This window comes from Paenibacillus baimaensis (genome assembly GCF_025567575.1).
Window position 1 is genome coordinate 1 of the sequence record NZ_JAOQIO010000123.1, and the last position, 17861, is coordinate 17861.

The 17861-nt window shown below is 44.6% G+C and carries 16 protein-coding genes; all 16 read right to left on the reverse strand.

Annotated features, from left to right (window positions below):
- Window positions 1-109: 109 nt before the first annotated feature.
- Window positions 110-1441, reverse strand: coding sequence for an extracellular solute-binding protein (locus OB236_RS35965; protein ID WP_262688354.1), 1332 nt, complete (start codon window positions 1439-1441; stop codon window positions 110-112).
- A gap of 252 nt (window positions 1442-1693) precedes the next feature.
- Window positions 1694-1816: a YjcZ family sporulation protein gene (locus OB236_RS35970; RefSeq protein ID WP_218639004.1), complete on the reverse strand. Its 123-nt coding sequence runs from the start codon at window positions 1814-1816 to the stop codon at window positions 1694-1696.
- A 109-nt stretch (window positions 1817-1925) separates the two neighbouring features.
- Window positions 1926-3578: a stalk domain-containing protein gene (locus tag OB236_RS35975; protein WP_262688355.1), complete on the reverse strand. Its 1653-nt coding sequence runs from the start codon at window positions 3576-3578 to the stop codon at window positions 1926-1928.
- 232 nt (window positions 3579-3810) lie between these two features.
- Window positions 3811-5367 carry a 2-isopropylmalate synthase gene (locus tag OB236_RS35980; protein WP_076229701.1) on the reverse strand — a complete coding sequence of 519 codons (1557 nt, stop codon included), beginning with the start codon at window positions 5365-5367 and terminating at the stop codon, window positions 3811-3813.
- 238 nt (window positions 5368-5605) lie between these two features.
- Window positions 5606-6598, reverse strand: a complete 993-nt coding sequence (ilvC, locus tag OB236_RS35985) for a ketol-acid reductoisomerase (RefSeq protein WP_076229700.1) — start codon at window positions 6596-6598, stop codon at window positions 5606-5608.
- Between the two features lie 157 nt (window positions 6599-6755).
- Window positions 6756-7244 (reverse strand): acetolactate synthase small subunit, encoded by a 489-nt coding sequence (gene ilvN / locus OB236_RS35990; protein WP_262688356.1) that lies wholly within the window; start codon window positions 7242-7244, stop codon window positions 6756-6758.
- The gene (gene ilvB / locus OB236_RS35995; protein WP_262688357.1) at window positions 7241-8980 is read right to left on the reverse strand and encodes a biosynthetic-type acetolactate synthase large subunit; all 1740 of its coding nucleotides are present in this window, start codon (window positions 8978-8980) and stop codon (window positions 7241-7243) included. The genes ilvN and ilvB overlap by 4 nt, the downstream gene beginning before the upstream one ends.
- 462 nt (window positions 8981-9442) lie before the next feature.
- On the reverse strand, window positions 9443-9841 hold the full coding sequence (locus OB236_RS36000) for a GtrA family protein (protein WP_262688358.1): 399 nt from the start codon (window positions 9839-9841) through the stop codon (window positions 9443-9445).
- Window positions 9838-10818, reverse strand: coding sequence for a glycosyltransferase family 2 protein (locus tag OB236_RS36005; protein WP_262688359.1), 981 nt, complete (start codon window positions 10816-10818; stop codon window positions 9838-9840). Before OB236_RS36005 ends, OB236_RS36000 begins: the two co-directional genes overlap by 4 nt.
- Window positions 10772-12412, reverse strand: a complete 1641-nt coding sequence (locus OB236_RS36010; protein WP_262688360.1) for an ArnT family glycosyltransferase — start codon at window positions 12410-12412, stop codon at window positions 10772-10774. Before OB236_RS36010 ends, OB236_RS36005 begins: the two co-directional genes overlap by 47 nt.
- Window positions 12413-12416: 4 nt before the next feature.
- Window positions 12417-14774, reverse strand: coding sequence for a glycosyltransferase family 2 protein (locus OB236_RS36015; protein WP_083689194.1), 2358 nt, complete (start codon window positions 14772-14774; stop codon window positions 12417-12419).
- Window positions 14753-15001: a hypothetical protein gene (locus OB236_RS36020; RefSeq protein WP_076229695.1), complete on the reverse strand. Its 249-nt coding sequence runs from the start codon at window positions 14999-15001 to the stop codon at window positions 14753-14755. The genes OB236_RS36015 and OB236_RS36020 overlap by 22 nt, the downstream gene beginning before the upstream one ends.
- Window positions 15002-15028: 27 nt before the next feature.
- Complete coding sequence (locus tag OB236_RS36025; protein WP_262688361.1) at window positions 15029-16345, reverse strand: sugar phosphate nucleotidyltransferase; 1317 nt, start codon at window positions 16343-16345, stop codon at window positions 15029-15031.
- A gap of 335 nt (window positions 16346-16680) precedes the next feature.
- Window positions 16681-17040 (reverse strand): 50S ribosomal protein L20, encoded by a 360-nt coding sequence (gene rplT, locus OB236_RS36030; protein WP_076229693.1) that lies wholly within the window; start codon window positions 17038-17040, stop codon window positions 16681-16683.
- A gap of 43 nt (window positions 17041-17083) precedes the next feature.
- Window positions 17084-17287 (reverse strand): 50S ribosomal protein L35, encoded by a 204-nt coding sequence (rpmI, locus tag OB236_RS36035; protein WP_076229692.1) that lies wholly within the window; start codon window positions 17285-17287, stop codon window positions 17084-17086.
- A gap of 24 nt (window positions 17288-17311) precedes the next feature.
- On the reverse strand, window positions 17312-17827 hold the full coding sequence (gene infC, locus OB236_RS36040; protein ID WP_076229691.1) for a translation initiation factor IF-3: 516 nt from the start codon (window positions 17825-17827) through the stop codon (window positions 17312-17314).
- Window positions 17828-17861: the final 34 nt, after the last annotated feature.

The following is a 17861-nucleotide window of genomic DNA, read 5'->3' on the forward strand; positions in this document are numbered from 1 at the left end:
CGTAGAAAACTTACTTCGTAAGCATCCGCTTTGTTTTCGTAGAAAACTTACTTCGTAAGCATCTGCTTTGTTTTTGGAGAAAACACGCTTCGGTAGCACAAGCTCTGTGTCATTTTCGTTTCGTGTTGAGCTCCCATGAAACCTGATGTTCTTTGGCCACATCTTCAGGCTTCACATGCTGCACAAAAAGATTTTGCAGCTGATCCAAATGGGTTTGAGCAACAGCTGGAGCGATCACATTGTCAAAATTCATTTCCCCGCCTTTAATATCCTTAAACATATTCAAGGTTTCTATCTGCAATTGAGAGTAGCTGGTTGCTTTAAAGTCGCCCTTCACCTTTTGACTTAGGCCTACCGCCGCGTTCATCTTGAAAGCTACTGTCGGATAATTCAACATGAGATATTTCAAAAATTGTTTACTTTCCTCCAAATGTTTGCTTTTGGCAGATAATGTATACGCGGTTCCAGGTGCAATCATGAAATCATTCGGATCGCCCTGCCCCTCAACAGTAGGAAACTTCATGAATCCTACTTTTTCCTTATCTGGCCAGGTTTCAATCTTGGGAACCTCCCAGGTTCCTATGTAATACATCGCAGCCCTGCCAGTTCGAAATAAATTGGAGGCCGTTAAAGAATCGACGGACGTTGCTCCTTCATCAAATGCACCTGCCTGAATCAAATTTTGCAGCATCAGAACGGCATGGACAAAGACCGGATCATTAAAATTCCTTTTGTTATTAATGATATCCTGCAGAAAGCCGGGACCACTATTAAGCCGCTGAAGAATATTCATAAAAAGAAAGGAAGTTGTCCAACGATCCTTGGCACCGATGGCTATCGGAGTGACGCCTTTGGCTCTAAGCTGCTTGGTGACCTCGATTAATTCTTCGAAGGTTTTGGGAAAGCTCAATCCTGCTTTCGCGAATATATCCTTATTATAAAAGATTCCAGCAATGTTCAGATTATATGGTAGCGCATACACTTTTCCATCAAACGTATAATAGTTGAGCACACCGCCTTGGAATGTCGCTTTTAATTCACCCTCCAGGATATCGTCTAAAGGGGCGAGCACACCGCTGTCAACAAACGGTTTCATTTGGGCTCCTGGATTTACCATCGTAATATCGGCTACTTCACCGGATGCGGCTTGTGCTTTAAGCTTGTTTTTCTGTTGTTCGGTATTCAGACGATCAAATTCAATTGTAATATTGGGGTGAATTTGCATATAATCATTGACAATTTTTTCTTCAATTAAATAGGAAGGGGAATTTTTATCTGACTGAAGGGTTTGGAGTGACAGGGTAATTCCACCGTGGTCAGACCTACGGTCGGCTCCAAATCCTTGACCGATTGAAGAAGCATCATATTTATTTGCGCAAGCAGCAACTATGCTTATCAGGGATACCGCCAGAAACACACCCAAATATTTAGTGCTGTACATTCTTCAACTCCCCCTGTAAGTTCAGTTTGATTTCATTCTAAGCTCCTATCAGCAGCATGGTATAGACATAAAAATAAAGAATTTATGTTTGATTTTTCAAGGTTATACTACAATGAGAGAAGCATTCAACTCTTCCTTATTATACAAGATCTATCTCTAAAAAATATGCTATTTTTTCCTGTATTTTACATACAGATATATGCAATGTAAAAGCCCCCAGTGTCCCCAGAGGCTTTTACATTGCATATATGATTACAAACAACTGCGAGTAATGATGACCAATAGAATGAATAATACCAATATTGCGCCTGTGCTCGTGCGAATACCGCCAACAACCGGACCAACTCCACAACCTGCTCCTGCTACCAAACCCATTGATTTCATCCTCCCCTCATACAGTTCTTAGTTATGGTATGTAGGTGGGAGTTGTAAAGATTGGGCGTACAAGCAGAATAGGTATTATATGGATAGGAAAGAAGCAGCGTTAATATGTGATTTTTACTGTTCGTGTCGCATCCAAATAATCGACTTTTGCACCCAGCACCTCCGCCAGCAGACGAACCGGTACCATGGTGCTTTCCCCGATCAGCTTTGCCGGAGTGTCTGTTTTCCAGGTTACCCCGTTAATCTCATACTCATTGGTAGTCGTATACAAGGTGACTTTCAAACCCTTCTTTGTATAAACAGCTGCACGCAGCTGTTCATTCCACTCTACGGATGCCCCAAGAGCTGCAGCCAGATCACGAATATATAAATAAGAAGAGCCTTCTACAATAGCAGGAGACAGATTCATCGGAAAATCAATACCATCGATCTGATAGCTGCTGGCATTCAGCCCAAAGCTTGCTGTGTGAGAAATAGGGTTCAGCGTGAGATAGCTCTGCCTGTATACGGTCGCGTTCTGGTGCAGCTTCTTCTTGCCGATCTGGTCGGCAGGCTCCGTTGAAAAATCCCATTCCTTGACTTCCGTCTTCGTGCTGCCATCACGATGAGTCACTTGAAGGTTAATCTTCACGTGATAGGCCGTATCGAACTGAAGCGGTTGGCGAGGTAAAACAATCACTCCGTTTGTCAAATCACTATCGTTATCCGGTGTATTTGTTAGCAGATCAACCGGTTTTTTGCTGCTGTCCAGCAGCTCCGCGCTTAGAAGCTTAACCTTCTTCACCTCTGATCCGTAATATTGTGCCATAATCGGATAGCCAACAGGATACGTTTGATTAGAATGAATACGCAAGGGATCCGGCTGCTCATCGCCTTTAAACGAGGTCGGCACATACCGATCCCCTTCAACCGGTGATACGACAAGCTTGTCAGGTGTATCCGATTCCGAACTAAATTCTATAATCGTATAATCGCCTACCTTGCCAACCCCCACCTCTTTGATATAAGGGTTCAAAAACGGGTCCCGGTGGTAAGGAGCGTCAAATAATACATCGATGACTTGACTGATAGACCCGGAATAAAAGGCAGCATCTTCTCCTACTCCTGATGTGTAACCAAAGTAAGCGCCGCGCTCTAATGGAGATTTACCAAAAAATCCTTTTTTGTTCGGGTTCTCCTCATGCAGGCTTTCCATGCTATCCGGGCTTTGCTGAATTTTATTGGCATCCAAATACTTGGCATGCGCTGTAGCACTGGCATTCAGACGACCGTTCATCTTGACGGTGGGTAATCCATAGAGCAGCCTGTAATCATTAAGAGCTGCAAATCCGTCCAGCTGTTCCGGGTTGGCGGCAGTAAAGTCGCTAATCGCGTCCTGAGCCACTGTAAAGGACCATGATGCCTCAACAGGCTCATACCCTCTATAACTAATCGACATACGCACATTTTGCAAACCCGGCTTCAAACTATAGTCGGGAGTATAAGTGAACGTACCTTTCTCTTTATCATAAGAGGCAGTCACAGGTTCACCATTCAGATACATGGTGTAAGCGGGATTGGCAGTCATGGTCGTTTTAAAATAAAAGGTAATCGTAGGCTTGGTCACTCCTACAATCTCCTGGGGAGCCACCTCATAGCCGTAAGAAGCAGCAGCATCAACCTGTCGCGGTGGAAACACCAGACTGGCACAGCCAATGAACAGAACCAGAGAGAGCAGCAGCATATATTTGACAAGACTCGTTTGCGATTTCAATGGACAACTCCTCCTTCAGTGTGTCTATATGGATTCGACATGTTATCCGTTATTCTAATCCAATTCGGCAGGCACAAAAAGATTCCTTCATTTAAATATTCCCAGTGGACGTTGTGATTTATCTTGCTGCATAACAAATAAACATTCCACTGCAAGCCATAAAGCGCTGCAGCAGAATGTTATTGGATGTAAGGACCGTAAAGCCACAATTGCTTGCTTTAATGCTTTGATCTTAAATCAAGGTTACGTTATCACGGCTGTTCCGTGTGCGGGCAGGTGTTTTGCGTTTTTCAATCAATCGGTTAATGGCATCGATATACGCTCTTGCACTAGCTTCAAGAATATCTGTACTGACCCCGCGGCCCTGAACCGAGTAATCTCCCTGACGCATCAGTACGTGAACCTCGCCCAGTGCATCCTTACCTTGAGTAACAGATTTGATTGAATAATCTTCCAATTCAACCTCTTCCTTGGTTACCTTATCAATAGCCTTGTAGATCGCATCAACCGATCCATTGCCAACAGCTGCCTCTTCCACAGCGCCGCCATCCAAGGTAGTGACACGGATAGTTGCCGTAGGCACGGATTGATTGCCATAAGATAGCTGCAGGTTATCCAGAGCGAATACCTCCGGTGTTTCGATCAGCTTTTCTTCGATCAACGCACGGATATCTTCGTCTGAAACTTCCTTTTTCTTGTCGGCTAAATCTTTGAATTTGGAAAATGCAGTATTCACTTGTTCATCCGACAGCTCATACCCGATATCGATCAGTTTTTCACGGAACGCATGACGACCGGAATGTTTGCCCAACACGAGTGTGCTTTCTTTCAGACCGATCATTTCCGGAGACATGATCTCGTAGGTTGTCTTTTCCTTCAACATGCCATCCTGATGAATACCCGATTCGTGAGCAAAGGCATTAGCCCCTACTATCGCTTTGTTACCAGGTACGACCATACCTGTCAGCTTGCTGACCAGACGGCTGGTACGGGCAATTTCACCAAGCACCAATGAAGTTTTGGCTTGAAAGAAGTCCTGGCGTGTTTCCAATGCCATAGCCACTTCCTCCAGCGAGGTATTACCGGCACGTTCTCCGATACCATTGATCGTTCCTTCAATTTGATCGGCACCATTCAGTACGGCTGCGAGCGCATTGGCGGTAGCCATCCCCAAATCGTCATGGCAATGTGCACTCAATTGAATCTTTTCAATATCCTGCACATTTTCCTTTAACACTTTAAAAATGTTGCCGAACTCACTCGGATTCAAATAGCCTACCGTGTCTGGAATATTAACGACCGTTGCACCCGCACGAATGGCCATTGCTGTGACTTCACACAGGAAGTCAAGCTCTGTACGACCCGCATCCTCAGGTGAGAACTCAATTTTGTCAAAATACTTCTTGGCATAACGGATGGCCTTATCTGCCGTCTCCAGCATCTGCTCCTTGCTCATCTTCAGCTTATACTTGCGATGGATGGGGGACGAAGCCAAAAACAAGTGAAGACAAGGGTCCTGAGCACCCTTAAGCGCCTCACGCACGGCATCTATGTCCTGCTCACGGGAACGGGCCAGACCGATAACTGATGCATTCTTGATCGCACGAGCTACCGCGTTCACACCCGCCAAGTCACCGGGAGATGCCGCGGGAAATCCAGCTTCAATCCGGTCGACACCCAGCCTTTCCAGCTGCAATGCGATCTCCAGCTTCTCCTGCATGTTCAGGTTCACGCCTGGGGATTGCTCTCCATCTCTCAGCGTCGTATCGAATATATAAATTTTTCTCATGGGTGGTCACCTCCTAAGAATTTTGCTTCGGCAAAATTTACTTCGTAAGCATTACTGAGTTCTCGTAGAAAACTAACTTCGTAAGCATTGCTGAATTTTCGAAGAAAATTTACTTCGCCTTTAAGCAGAAAAAGGTACGGCTCGAAGCTGAGAAAACCGGTGGAGTTACCGCCGCGAGCATTCCCATTATCTTCAAGCCGACCTCAGTTATCTGTATATGCCAATCAACGAACGAGACTTACTTTTTAATCCAGTGCATCAATTCACGCAATTGTGAACCAACTTTTTCAATCGGATGTTCGGACTCGATACGACGAGTTGCTGTCAGGAACGAACGACCGGATTGGTTTTCCAAGATGAAATCGCGAGCAAATTTACCTTGTTGGATGTCAGTCAGTACACGCTTCATTTCTTTTTTGGTTTCATCTGTCACAATACGAGGTCCGGAAACATAGTCACCATACTCAGCTGTGTTGGAGATGGAATGTCTCATTGTAGCCATTCCGCCTTCATACATCAAGTCAACGATCAGCTTCAACTCGTGCAAGCACTCGAAGTAAGCAATCTCAGGCTCGTAGCCAGCTTCCACCAGCGTTTCAAAACCAGCTTTAACCAATGCAGTAGTACCACCACAAAGCACAACTTGCTCACCGAACAGATCCGTTTCAGTTTCTTCACGGAATGTAGTTTCGATCAAGCCTGCGCGTGTGCAGCCAATACCTTTTGCGTAAGCCAAACCAAGATCTTTGGCTTTACCGGAAGCATCTTGATAAACTGCGATTAATCCAGGTACGCCAAAGCCCTCTACGTATACACGGCGAACCATGTGACCCGGGGATTTAGGTGCAACCATGAATACATCTTTATCAGCTGAAGGAACAATTTGTCCAAAATGAATGTTGAAACCGTGTGAGAACACGAGTGCTGCGCCTTTTTTCAGGTTAGGCTCAATTTCATTGTTGTAAGTGCTAGCTTGTGTTTCATCCGGCAAAAGGATTTGTACAACATCTGCCAATTTAGTAGCTTCGGCAACTGTAAATACTTCAAAGCCGTCGTTTTTCGCTTGATCAAACGATTTACCTGGACGAAGTCCGATAACAACTTTCAGACCGCTGTCACGCAGGTTTTGCGCTTGCGCGTGGCCTTGGCTTCCGTAACCGATGATTGCGATTGTTTTACCTTTTAGTGCGCCTAGATCAGCGTCTTTTTCATAATACATTGTAACTGCCATGGATATGATTGCCTCCTTTAATTTAAAACCCTGTGAGTGGGCGATCAAACGGACAACACGCTGCGAAGTTCACATTGTCCATAATCAAGTCATCCACTTGATCCCCCACTCACAAAGCTGTTTTCTTTGTTTTGTTTTGAACTACTTTTTGCTTGAACTACTTAACGATGCCGCGAACCATAGCCGTAACACCTGTTCTTGAAAGCTCACGAATACCGTAAGGCTTCAAAAGCTCAGCCATTGCTTCAATCTTAATCGCATCGCCTACTACCTGAATAATCAATGACGACGGGCTAATATCGACAACCGATGCACGGAACGTTTCGACTAATCCGAAAATTTCCGGACGCAAGCTTGGGTCTGCATTGACTTTGATCAAGGCAAGTTCGCGCGCAACCATCGGGTTGGAGCTCAAATCAATAACTTTAATGACATCAATCAGCTTATACAGCTGCTTGGATACTTGCTCTAAGGTTTTAGCGTCTCCGGTTGTCACAATAACCATGCGCGACAAGCCCTGTTCCTCGGCTTCCCCTACGGAGATGCTCTCAATGTTAAAGCCTCTGCGTCCGAACAAGCCGGACACCCGCTGCAGAACGCCAGGTTGGTTATTCACTAAAACGGATATCGTATGTTTGTGATTCATTCCGAATCCCCCATTATCATTTGATCTATCGTCGAGCCTTGTGTAACCATTGGATACACGTTCTCATCCCTGCGGACGAAAAATTCGACGAGTACCGGACCTGGGGTGTCCAGTGCTTCCTGCCACATGCGGCGAGCTTCTTCTTTATTCGTTGCTCTTAAGCCCTTAACGCCGTAAGCTTCAGCAAGCTTAACAAAATCAGGACTGCCTGCCAGATCAATATGGCTGAAACGATTGCCATGAATGATTTCCTGCCACTGGCGTACCATACCCAGCACCTGATTATTGATAACTACAATTTTAACAGGTATTTGGTTAATCGCACAAATCGCCAGCTCCTGCGAGCACATCTGCATACCGCCATCCCCATTAATGGAAACAACCATTCGATCCGGGTTAGCTACCTGAGCGCCAATCGCGGAGGGGAATCCGAAGCCCATCGTGCCCAAACCGCCGGAAGTGATCCATGAGCGCGGCTTGTTGAACTTATAATATTGGGCTGTCCACATTTGGTGCTGCCCTACATCTGTCGTAACAATCGCGTCACCGTTGGTTGTTTCATGAATCATTTCAATGACATACTGCGGCTTAAGCTCCGTGTCCGAATCAATATAGCGCAGTGGATGGTTAGCTTTGTCCGCCTGAACGTGCTCGATCCACGCAGCCGATTGTGATTTCTTCGCCTTCAGAAGCGCAAGCTGCAGTACCGCTTTGATATCACCCACTACAGGGATATGGGTCTCCACAATTTTACCGATCTCTGCAGGATCCACATCGATATGAACGATCTTCGCTTTTGGCGCAAATCCGTTAACCTTCATCGTTACCCGGTCATCGAATCTTGCACCGATTCCGATGAGCAAATCGCAATTTTGCAGCGCATGGTTAGCCGCGTATGTTCCGTGCATGCCCGGCATCCCCAACCATAATGGATTTGCGCTTGGAAAACCACCTAATCCGAGCAGTGTGGTCGTTACCGGAATTTGTGTTTTCTCGACAAACTCCAGCAATTCCTTGGACGCATCTGCGTACACGACACCGCCGCCTGCAAGAATCATCGGGCGCTCAGCTTCAGCAATCGCCTCCAGCATCCGGTCCACCTGCAGCTTGTTCGGCTGAACAGTTGGATGATAGCCGCGAATCTCTACTTTTTCCGGGTAGTAAAACGGCGCTTCTGCGTTGGATACATCTTTGGGAATATCAATCAATACTGGACCTCTACGACCTGTAGAAGCAATATGGAAAGCTTCTTTAATGACGCGAGGTAAATCCTTTACATCACGCACCAAATAGCTGTGTTTTGTAATCGGCAAGGTAATTCCTGTAATATCCGCTTCCTGGAAAGCATCCGTTCCAATCACAGCTGTAGATACATTACCTGTAATGACGACGAGCGGCACCGAGTCCATGTACGCTGTGGCAATTCCCGTGACCAGGTTCGTTGCTCCAGGTCCGGAAGTCGCGATACAGACCCCCACCTTGCCGGTAGAACGCGCATAGCCGTCAGCTGCATGTATAGCTCCTTGCTCATGACGGGTTAATAAATGCTTGAAATCAGGATTGCCGTGCATGGCATCATAAATATATAATACGGCTCCGCCGGGGTAACCAAAGACGCAATCCACTTCCTCCAGTAGCAGGCTGCGAAGCAGCATTTCCGATCCTGTAATTACATCCGGTTGAAGCAGTTCCTTGTGCAGCTGTTCTTTTGACTTTTTTGTTGTTTGAACGATCATGATTTGTCCTCCTCTCGTAAATTGAGAATACCTAAAAACCCCTTTCATCCCAAACGCCAAATAGAGCGCCTGAAGGGACGAAAGGGGTTCTAATCTTCCGTGGTACCACCCAGAGTTTGTTAAATGCCTCACAGCAAATAACCTTAGCAGGTACGCAGCAAATATATATAGCTGTTATACCTTCAGCACGATAACGTGTGCGATTCCGTTTTCCCCTAATAGCTATGCTCTTGAATCCAATGAACATACTTTTCAGGAAAACAGCTCCGAGGTGAGCTCGTACATAAGGGATTAATGGCATTGGTTTCAGCAAATCCGCTGCTCTCTGGATCATAAGGGCCCTTATAACTTCGTCCTCATCATTGCAGTTACATCTGTTGTACTTTTACAATATTATATGCCGAATCGTTGGCAGAGTCAAGAACTTATCAAACTTATCTCGAAAGTACGGTTATCAGGGGTTCATCCCTTACTATTTGGACTGACGGTCTCTTGGCGAAAGGTCCAGTAATAGTTAAAAATAAAATTGGAGAGAGGAACCGCCAGGACAACCATACATTGACCGAGCAAATAATTCCAGTGCAGCCAGTCGACAACCGTGTACATAATACCGCTATTGAGCAGCAATCCTGTCAAGGACACGACCACGTATTTCACGAACGGCTTCCAGCCCGATGGGGCATCCTGAAAGGTCCACCATTTGTTCAGTACATACGAAATGATCAGAACGAGTAAAAAACCAAGTGTGGAGCCCACTACCGGATTCAAATGGAACGCTTCAACTAGTACAAACAAAGCAGCAAAATGGATAAGTGTCCCCAACAAACCAACGACTCCATACTTCAACATCAATCGTTTCATAAAGCTTCGCTAACCTTAAAGCCTAATTCTGCCGGAGCAACTTCGCTGTTAATTTTTTGACTGACCAAATATCGCGGCCTTCCTTTTACCTCATTATAGATAGATGCGATATACTCGCCGATGATACCAAGTGAGATCATAATGACACTACCCACAACCAGCAGCAGTAAGATAACGGTTGTAAATCCGGTTACAGCGTCGCCGACAAATTTTTGGTACAAGGTTTGAACACCTAAAATAATAGCTCCAAGCAGAAAAACCAATCCAATCAAGCTGACAAAGCGTAATGGAATCGACGAAAAGGAAACAACGGCATTAACAGCCAGCTTCAGCAAGCTATGAAACGGCCATTGGGTTTTGCCACCGGCACGTTCTGCCACCTCGAATGGAATCTGTGCCTTATCATATCCCAGCCAAGCCGTCATACCGCGAAAGAACATGTTACGCTCTGGCATCTCCCGCCATGCTTGAATCACTTTTTGATCCAGAAGCTTGAAATCGGACGCACCGCGCAGATCGAATCCGGACAACCGATTAAGCACATTATAAAATATCGCAGAGCTGAGGGATTTGTTCAGTGATTCTCTCCCACGATCTACTTTGACACATTCCACGATGTCCTTACCGTCTTCACGCCACAATCGTATCATTTCGGCTAACAAGGCCGGAGGATGCTGCAAGTCCGAATCCATCACAATAACAGCTTGTCCTCTGGCATGCTCCAAGCCCGCGCACAAGGCAAGCTCCTTACCGAAATTACGGCTAAGACGCAGGCCCGTAAAATGATCTGAATGCTCACCCACCCAAGCTAACTGCTGCCAGGTAGCATCTTTGGAACCATCATCAACAACAATAATTTCATACGAATACGTAAGCTTCTTTAGTTCTTCTTCAATCAATAGCAAAGAACGAGCAATATGAACCGCTTCATTATAAACCGGGATCACCATAGATATTTCCGGAATAGGCTGATTCATCTTTTCCACCTCCCTCAACTGGACGAATAATTTTGTACAATCTCCACTTGCCTCCGAACTCCTTGTATAGCTGCGTCCATGAGGTGCCCTTCTCGTAAAAATTAAGGTAGGTTGCATTGTCAGCACTTAACGCCGAGCTTTTATCAGGCTTGGGACTTAGTATGAAATCGACACCGTTTTCTATAGGATGCTGCAGAGAATCTTTAAACATTAAATCACTCGTAATTAGAAATTTACTAGGCGCCTTGCTGTTCAGAATGATCGCATACGCGGAATAAGAATCCATCAGTATATTGTAGCCATCTAATTCGGTATCCAAATAATTAGCAATTTCTTTCTCAACCTGCTGACCCGCAGCATATTCCTTCGCATGCAGAAATTTATTCTCATCAGGCGCAATCACAGGGCTCATTAAAGCTTGTGTCAAAATATAGCCACTTGCGATCATGCCCACCAAGACGATACTATAATTGACCATCGATCGTTTAACGCGAGACAGCTCATAGGGCAGCCAGGCTACCGTAATCGGTAAAACGTACATAAAATAACGGAACCAGCCGTATGAGGTTCCCTTCATCAGCAGCAGAAATTGCAGCGCAAGAATCGAGGCAAACAAACAAGCGAGTACCAGAAAGTCCCACACCATCCACCTTCGATTCCATATTCTAAGCACCACAATACTCAATAATGGAAGGGAATAATACATCGTCTTCTTCGCTACGAAAATAAGACCGAGCAGCGGATTGCCCTGCATATCAAGGAACTGCTGGTCCGTTCCAAGTCCCTGAGCCTGCGCAACGTTGGAGTATTCTGAATTCAGAAAATAAAGCGCGTTGTCCATAATCAAGTAGTTCAGCCAAATCCAAATCAAGCCAGAATAAACCACAGGGGCAAGTATTAACGCCCAGGTTCCCTCAATCTGAAACAGTTTAAACTTGAGATTACGCTCAATTTGCGGCTCGACTCTCGGATCACTGGGTGGAATCCAGAATACGATTAAGATAACGGCCAAAGCCAAAGCAGCTCCAAGCGGCACAGCTTCATAACGGGTCCAAAAAGCAAGAGCCAACATGAAGCTGAGTCTAAACAAGCTGCCCACCCTTCGTCCGTGCATCCAATGACATAAGTGAATAACGGACGACATGATAAAATATATAAAGGGGGCATCGCTGAGCCCGTTAGCACCGAATAAAAATATAAAGGGATTACAACTGAAGCTTATACTCAATATAACGGCAAACCTGCGAGACAAACCAAACTCGACAGCAGCACGAGCTAGTAATACAGCTGTCATTCCGGCAAATACGCTGCTCATGATCACACCTGCCAATGCCGAAGAGGCAAGCTCAGGAAACCAGTGATAAGGAAGCAGCAGAAACAGTTCAATAACACTTGGCAGCGGATTCCATACAAATCCAATCGCACCCAAATGGGGGTCACGGCTGTACAATACATAAAAAGCATTGGCCACACGGCTCATGGAATCGGAATGCACATAACCGATAACGTGGCTAACATAGAAACCAGCCGAAAACTCTAACGTGAATAACAAGAGAAATAATACCCAATAAACACTTCGATGCATGACAGGCATTCTTCTATCCCCCATCCTGACTAGCGCTATTGGCTGAGAATGAACCAGGGGCAACTTTAGACAAGCCATGGGTCGTTTTCTCCCAATAGAATGGCTTTGTAATCAACTGCCATGCAGCCTTAACCGCAGCTAAACTCATGAGCACCCAATAAGCAGGTGTTAATAGTGCATATTTGACGAGACTGTAGGAGAAAATATTTTCCTTTCGCTTCTCTAAATCATGGATAACCCAATAAATACCAGCCACATTGCCAAATACGAATAAAAAGTTCCCAATTAAAAACTCAACAGAAGCCAGATAATAGATTGGCCCCGGGAAAAACTGCGGAATCCATTGTACCTTCCAAGCGTACCACATGATAATCATTACCCAGTAAAACGGATTTAAAAGTGGCAGCATCGGCGTTGCCAATACCATCACCTGAAAGCCCATAAACCCTTTAAGGCCCAGCTCTTTATACAGCCTAAATGGATTACGCATGTGAACAAGCCATGTCTGCATGTAGCCTTTGATCCAGCGCGAACGCTGCCGAATCCAGTTTCCAACGCGGCTGTTGGCTTCCTCCCAGGTTCGGGAATCTACGATAGCGGTCGTGTAACCTGATTTATAAAGGCGAATACCCAAATCAGCATCCTCTGTTACATTATAAGGATCCCATGCATTAATTTCCTTCAGAACCTTCATTTTAAAATGATTGGAGGTCCCTCCCAATGGAATCGGAATATCCAATTGCATAACACCAGGCAGCAGAAGCTCGAACCACATGCTGTATTCGTGAGTAAACCATCGGGTCAGCAAATTCTGATCGCTATTGAAATAGTTAAGTTTTGCTTGAATACAGGCACAATTATCTTCATTTTTGACAAAAGCAGCGTGCACCTTTTTAAGCTGGTCGGGGTCTGGACGATCCTCGGCATCATAAATAACAACATACTCGCCGCGTGCACGAATTAATCCATAATTGCAGGCTTTCGGCTTCGTTTTGGGCAAGCTGTGTGGCACTACAATCGTTGTATAATAAGGAGGCAGGTCCATTTCCTTCAAAAGCTCCTGGGCTTCCACATCGTCCTGCTCAATTAATAAACGAACGTCAAGCTTGGCTTTCGGGTAATCGATTTGCTCAATGTTGCTCAATAAGTGCGGAATCACTTGACTTTCCTTATACATGGGAACAAGAATGGTATAGACTGGAAGCGATCTTTCATCAATAGCATCAATTTCTTCCTTCGTGAACCTCATCTGAGCATTCTCGCGAGTACCAAACATAATAATCATAAATTTAAAAAGCGTCATGGAGAAATAAAAAATTTGCACAGCTATATTCATAACAATTAAAGTGTGAAACCAATCGATAACAAGACTTACAAGGAAGACAAAGACACAAATAACAGCTGTCGATATTTGAGCTTTCGTAAACGTGACATGGGCCGAATTCTGTGGCTGTTCATTAACCAGCTTTTGTGTGCTTTCGACCATCAATTCCGATTGATAGACTTCCTTCCAGAAAAACTCCATTTCATCTCGTGTTGCCAGCACCTGTTCAATAGGCAGACCAAGCAGTCCCTCAATCTCTGCACTAGCCTCATCGGACAATGGTCCACCTACAGCAACCAAAAATCGATTTAGATCTTTATTAATAACTACAGCATCATATTGTCTAGCCAAAGCCTCCGGCAGCTTGTACAGCATATCTTCAAAGGCATATTCTGTACCGATGCGTCCGAGATTATTTTGCGTTGCGATATGTCGATACAGCTTCTCAGGATCAATCGAGCGCAGGGACATCAGAATATCACCCAGCATGCCGCCACTTTTCCTCTGAATACCCAATGCTTCATTAAGCTGATGCTGGGTAATCGCACCCGTTTCGACCAACATATCCCCCAGACGGCCTTTTTGCGATTGCTGATTGATAATGGCGGTAACTAAATCCTTTTTGGTGAAGCCCATTTCCACAACAAGATCACCCAAACGGCCACCAAATGATTTCTGACGCTCCATCGCCTGATTCAATTGTATTTGTGAAATCAAACCTTCTGCGACCAGTAGATCACCGAGACGAAGCTTCTGTTTGACCCGATCATCAAAAGAAGGCTCAAAGCCCTTTCGGTCCATAATGTTCAGCTTTTGTGTTATCAACTGATCGATGAATCGTTCCCGATCCTCGATTTCTTTTTGCAAATACTCTTTCTGCCGACCCAATTCTTCCAAACGAAGCCTTCTTCGCTTTTCATCCTGCTCATGGTGTTTTTTTTGCTTGGATAGCTGCTCATCCAGTTCTTTAATTCGTTCGTTGGTCCAGCTTTTGCGGAGCCCAAGCCAAGCTAAACCAAACGTTTTTACTGGTTTCGTTGGATCCATTGCTTTAAATTGTTTTCCATTTGATCAAGTTCATGGGCTTTCTGTTTCAATTGATCGATTTCACCAAGCAGCTCCGCGCTTTGATTCATAAATACTTGATGATCTTCCCGACGTCGTCTCTCAAGAGCTCTAATTTCCAATTGCAGAGAATGGATATACGATTTTACTTTTTCGTCATCATACCCGATCAGCGATCTCTTTTCCCTGACAACAGTTCTTTCTCTCACAGTAGCCATCCTCCAGTTCAAGCCTATTTATAGATTAGTGATGGTTGTTATTTCCAGAAGATCAACAGGACCTAATGCTTGTATCACTGCCTCATCACGATTTTCCAATGTCACATTCCAGCCGCTTGATACGACGATACCTTCTTTATTTTTAACCACTCTGGAGCTTCCGTGCATCACAGTCCAGGAAACAATTTGCCGTCTTCCATCCATCAGGGGTTCAAATATCCGTTCCATCCCTGCCTTCAAATGAATCCTTTGGGTCGTTACGATCGTACCATCCGCAAATACGGAGCGATCTACCAAACGGCTGTGAGTTTCGATGGAGTCACTCTTTGGCAGCAAGCTTTCTTTCATAAGCTGTACGGCTTCTTTTAGCTGCGCATCCGATCCTCTGTGGCTTACCAGAATCCCTTCTTTACTCGCGGCAATAACAATATCGGAAAGTCCCACTGCGATAATAGGAATATCCAATTCATTCACAATTTGTACCTGATTGTTGTCTTTGCCAAGGAAGCCTTTACCGACAATCGGATCATTTAGCTCCTCTGCCACTGTGCACCATGTTCCCATATCCTTCCATGAACCGGTATACATCAGCGCAGCAATTCGTCGTTCCCGCTCTACAACCGCATAATCAAAGCTTCGAATCTCCAGTTGACTGTATACAAGCAGCAGCTCCTCATAGGTTTGCGGAAGCCCCATGCTGGCCAGCAAGTCCAATAAAAAACCCACCTTGAAGCAAAAGACACCACAGTTCCACAAAGCGCCGCGTTCTATATATAGAGCAGCATCCTGTGCATTTGGTTTTTCATAAAATCGCTCTATCGTCATAATCGGCAAATTCTCTGTATCTGGCTCCGGGACAATATAACCATATTTCCGAGAAGGAAATGTCGGCTTCACACCCATTAAAGCTACATTAGCCCCCGTACTTTCCAATGCTTCCGGCAGGTTGATGAGCGCATTATAAAATGAATCTTCGACTCGGCTATCCACCGACATCACCGCAACAGCCTCATCTCTGGAAACACCCCGATGCGAGTATAAATAAGCAACAGATAACAGAATGGCAGGAAACGTATCACGTTTTTCCGGTTCAAGCACCAAATCCACTTCCCGACCAATCTGATCATGGATCAACGCCTGCTGTCCCACCGAGGTTGCGATAACCGTAGAGTTATGTAGATTCCGATGTTTCAATTGACTCCACACATGCTGAAGCATGGATTTCGGCTGGCCGCTGTGATCTTTAATTAGAGGAATGAATTGCTTGGGACGCTGCTCATTAGATAAAGGCCATAGTCTTACCCCAGAACCACCGGAAAGCAATATGATGTTCATAACCACTCACCTAATCTCTCTATAATCAAATATCCTTTAACTTCATATACGTAAAATTCACGAAAAAGATCAATTCCAGCATTTAGGTAATAAGTCCTATGGATTAGATTTATATTTATGATACCATATATTGTTTTCAAAACAATTAAGCAAATATTAGAATATAGTTAAGTTACGTTCAATTCAAGGACATTTGTTAGAAAAGCATGAATTCATTACCTTAGTACCGTTAACTAAAGTAACATCAACTTCTGAAAAAAATCTGAAAAACAAAAAAACGCGTTTCCCTCAATCAAGATTCAGGAAAATGCGTTTTTTATTATTGATGATAACAATTAAGCATTCGCTTTTTGTTTAGCTGCAGTAGCCAGATCGTTAAATGCGTTCAGATCGTTAACAGCCAGATCAGCCAGCATTTTACGGTTAACTTCGATACCGGAAAGCTTCAAACCATGCATGAACTTGCTGTAAGACAAGCCATTGATACGAGCTGCAGCATTGATACGAGTAATCCACAGTCTGCGGAAATCACGTTTTTTCGTACGACGGTCACGGTAAGCATACAGCAAGGATTTCATTACTTGTTGATTTGCTGTTCTAAATAAACGATGCTTGGAACCAAAATAACCTCTTGCCAGCTTCAAAATCTTTTTATGACGACGACGAGTTACGAACCCGCCCTTTACTCTTGCCATATTTCATTACCTCCAGAAATTTAAGTGGGATAAAGATGCAGAACTAGCCTTTGATGTTGCCCAATTGTTGTTTCAAACGTTTTACGTCACCAGCAGCCATAACTGGATTAGTACCCAATACGCGTTTTTGACGATTGGATTTTGCGGACAGTAAGTGGTTTTTGTGAGCTTTGTATCTCATAACTTTACCTGTACCTGTGATCTTAAAGCGGCCTTTAAGGCTGCTGTGTGTTTTCATTTTCGGCATGATGTGTGGAGTCCTCCTTCAAATTTATGCTTGCTGCTTAGGTGCCAAAATCAGAATCATACTGCGACCTTCAAGCTTAGCTCTACGCTCGACGATAGATAGTTCCTCAACTTCGGCAGCCATCCGCTCCAGTACCTTTTGCCCTATGCTTGCATGAGCAATTTCACGGCCACGGAAACGAACACTCAATTTCACTTTATCGCCTTCATTTAAAAACTTCACAACATTACGCTGCTTCGTTTGAAAGTCATGTTCATCGATAGTTGCACTCAAGCGAACTTCTTTAAGTTCAACAATTTTTTGATTTTTACGGGCTTCCTTTTCTTTCTTTTGTGTTTCATAGCGGAATTTCCCGTAATCCATAATCCGGCAAACCGGCGGTTTAGCCGTTGGAGCAACATTAACTAAATCCAAATTGGCATCCTGTGCGATCTGAAGTGCTTCGCGAATAGGTTTGATTCCGAGTTGTTCTCCGTCCCCACCGATCAAGCGTACTTCCTTCACTCGAATATCCTCGTTAATTAAATGCTCTGTACTAATAACTTGCCACCTCCATGGATTAAATTAAAAAAGA

Bases quoted from the DNA above. Each gene is read 5' to 3' on its own strand.
- OB236_RS36010 (WP_262688360.1), bottom strand. From the start codon at position 12,412: ATGCCTGTCATGCATCGAAGTGTTTATTGGGTATTATTTCTCTTGTTA.
- ilvB (WP_262688357.1), bottom strand. From the start codon at position 8,980: ATGATCGTTCAAACAACAAAAAAGTCAAAAGAACAGCTGCACAAGGAA.
- ilvC (WP_076229700.1), bottom strand. From the start codon at position 6,598: ATGGCAGTTACAATGTATTATGAAAAAGACGCTGATCTAGGCGCACTA.
- ilvN (WP_262688356.1), bottom strand. From the start codon at position 7,244: ATGAATCACAAACATACGATATCCGTTTTAGTGAATAACCAACCTGGC.
- rpmI (WP_076229692.1), bottom strand. From the start codon at position 17,287: ATGCCGAAAATGAAAACACACAGCAGCCTTAAAGGCCGCTTTAAGATC.
- OB236_RS35965 (WP_262688354.1), bottom strand. From the start codon at position 1,441: ATGTACAGCACTAAATATTTGGGTGTGTTTCTGGCGGTATCCCTGATA.
- OB236_RS36005 (WP_262688359.1), bottom strand. From the start codon at position 10,818: ATGAATCAGCCTATTCCGGAAATATCTATGGTGATCCCGGTTTATAAT.
- OB236_RS36025 (WP_262688361.1), bottom strand. From the start codon at position 16,345: ATGAACATCATATTGCTTTCCGGTGGTTCTGGGGTAAGACTATGGCCT.
- OB236_RS36000 (WP_262688358.1), bottom strand. From the start codon at position 9,841: ATGAAACGATTGATGTTGAAGTATGGAGTCGTTGGTTTGTTGGGGACA.
- OB236_RS35980 (WP_076229701.1), bottom strand. From the start codon at position 5,367: ATGAGAAAAATTTATATATTCGATACGACGCTGAGAGATGGAGAGCAA.
- OB236_RS35970 (WP_218639004.1), bottom strand. From the start codon at position 1,816: ATGGGTTTGGTAGCAGGAGCAGGTTGTGGAGTTGGTCCGGTTGTTGGC.
- rplT (WP_076229693.1), bottom strand. From the start codon at position 17,040: ATGGCAAGAGTAAAGGGCGGGTTCGTAACTCGTCGTCGTCATAAAAAG.
- OB236_RS36015 (WP_083689194.1), bottom strand. From the start codon at position 14,774: ATGGATCCAACGAAACCAGTAAAAACGTTTGGTTTAGCTTGGCTTGGG.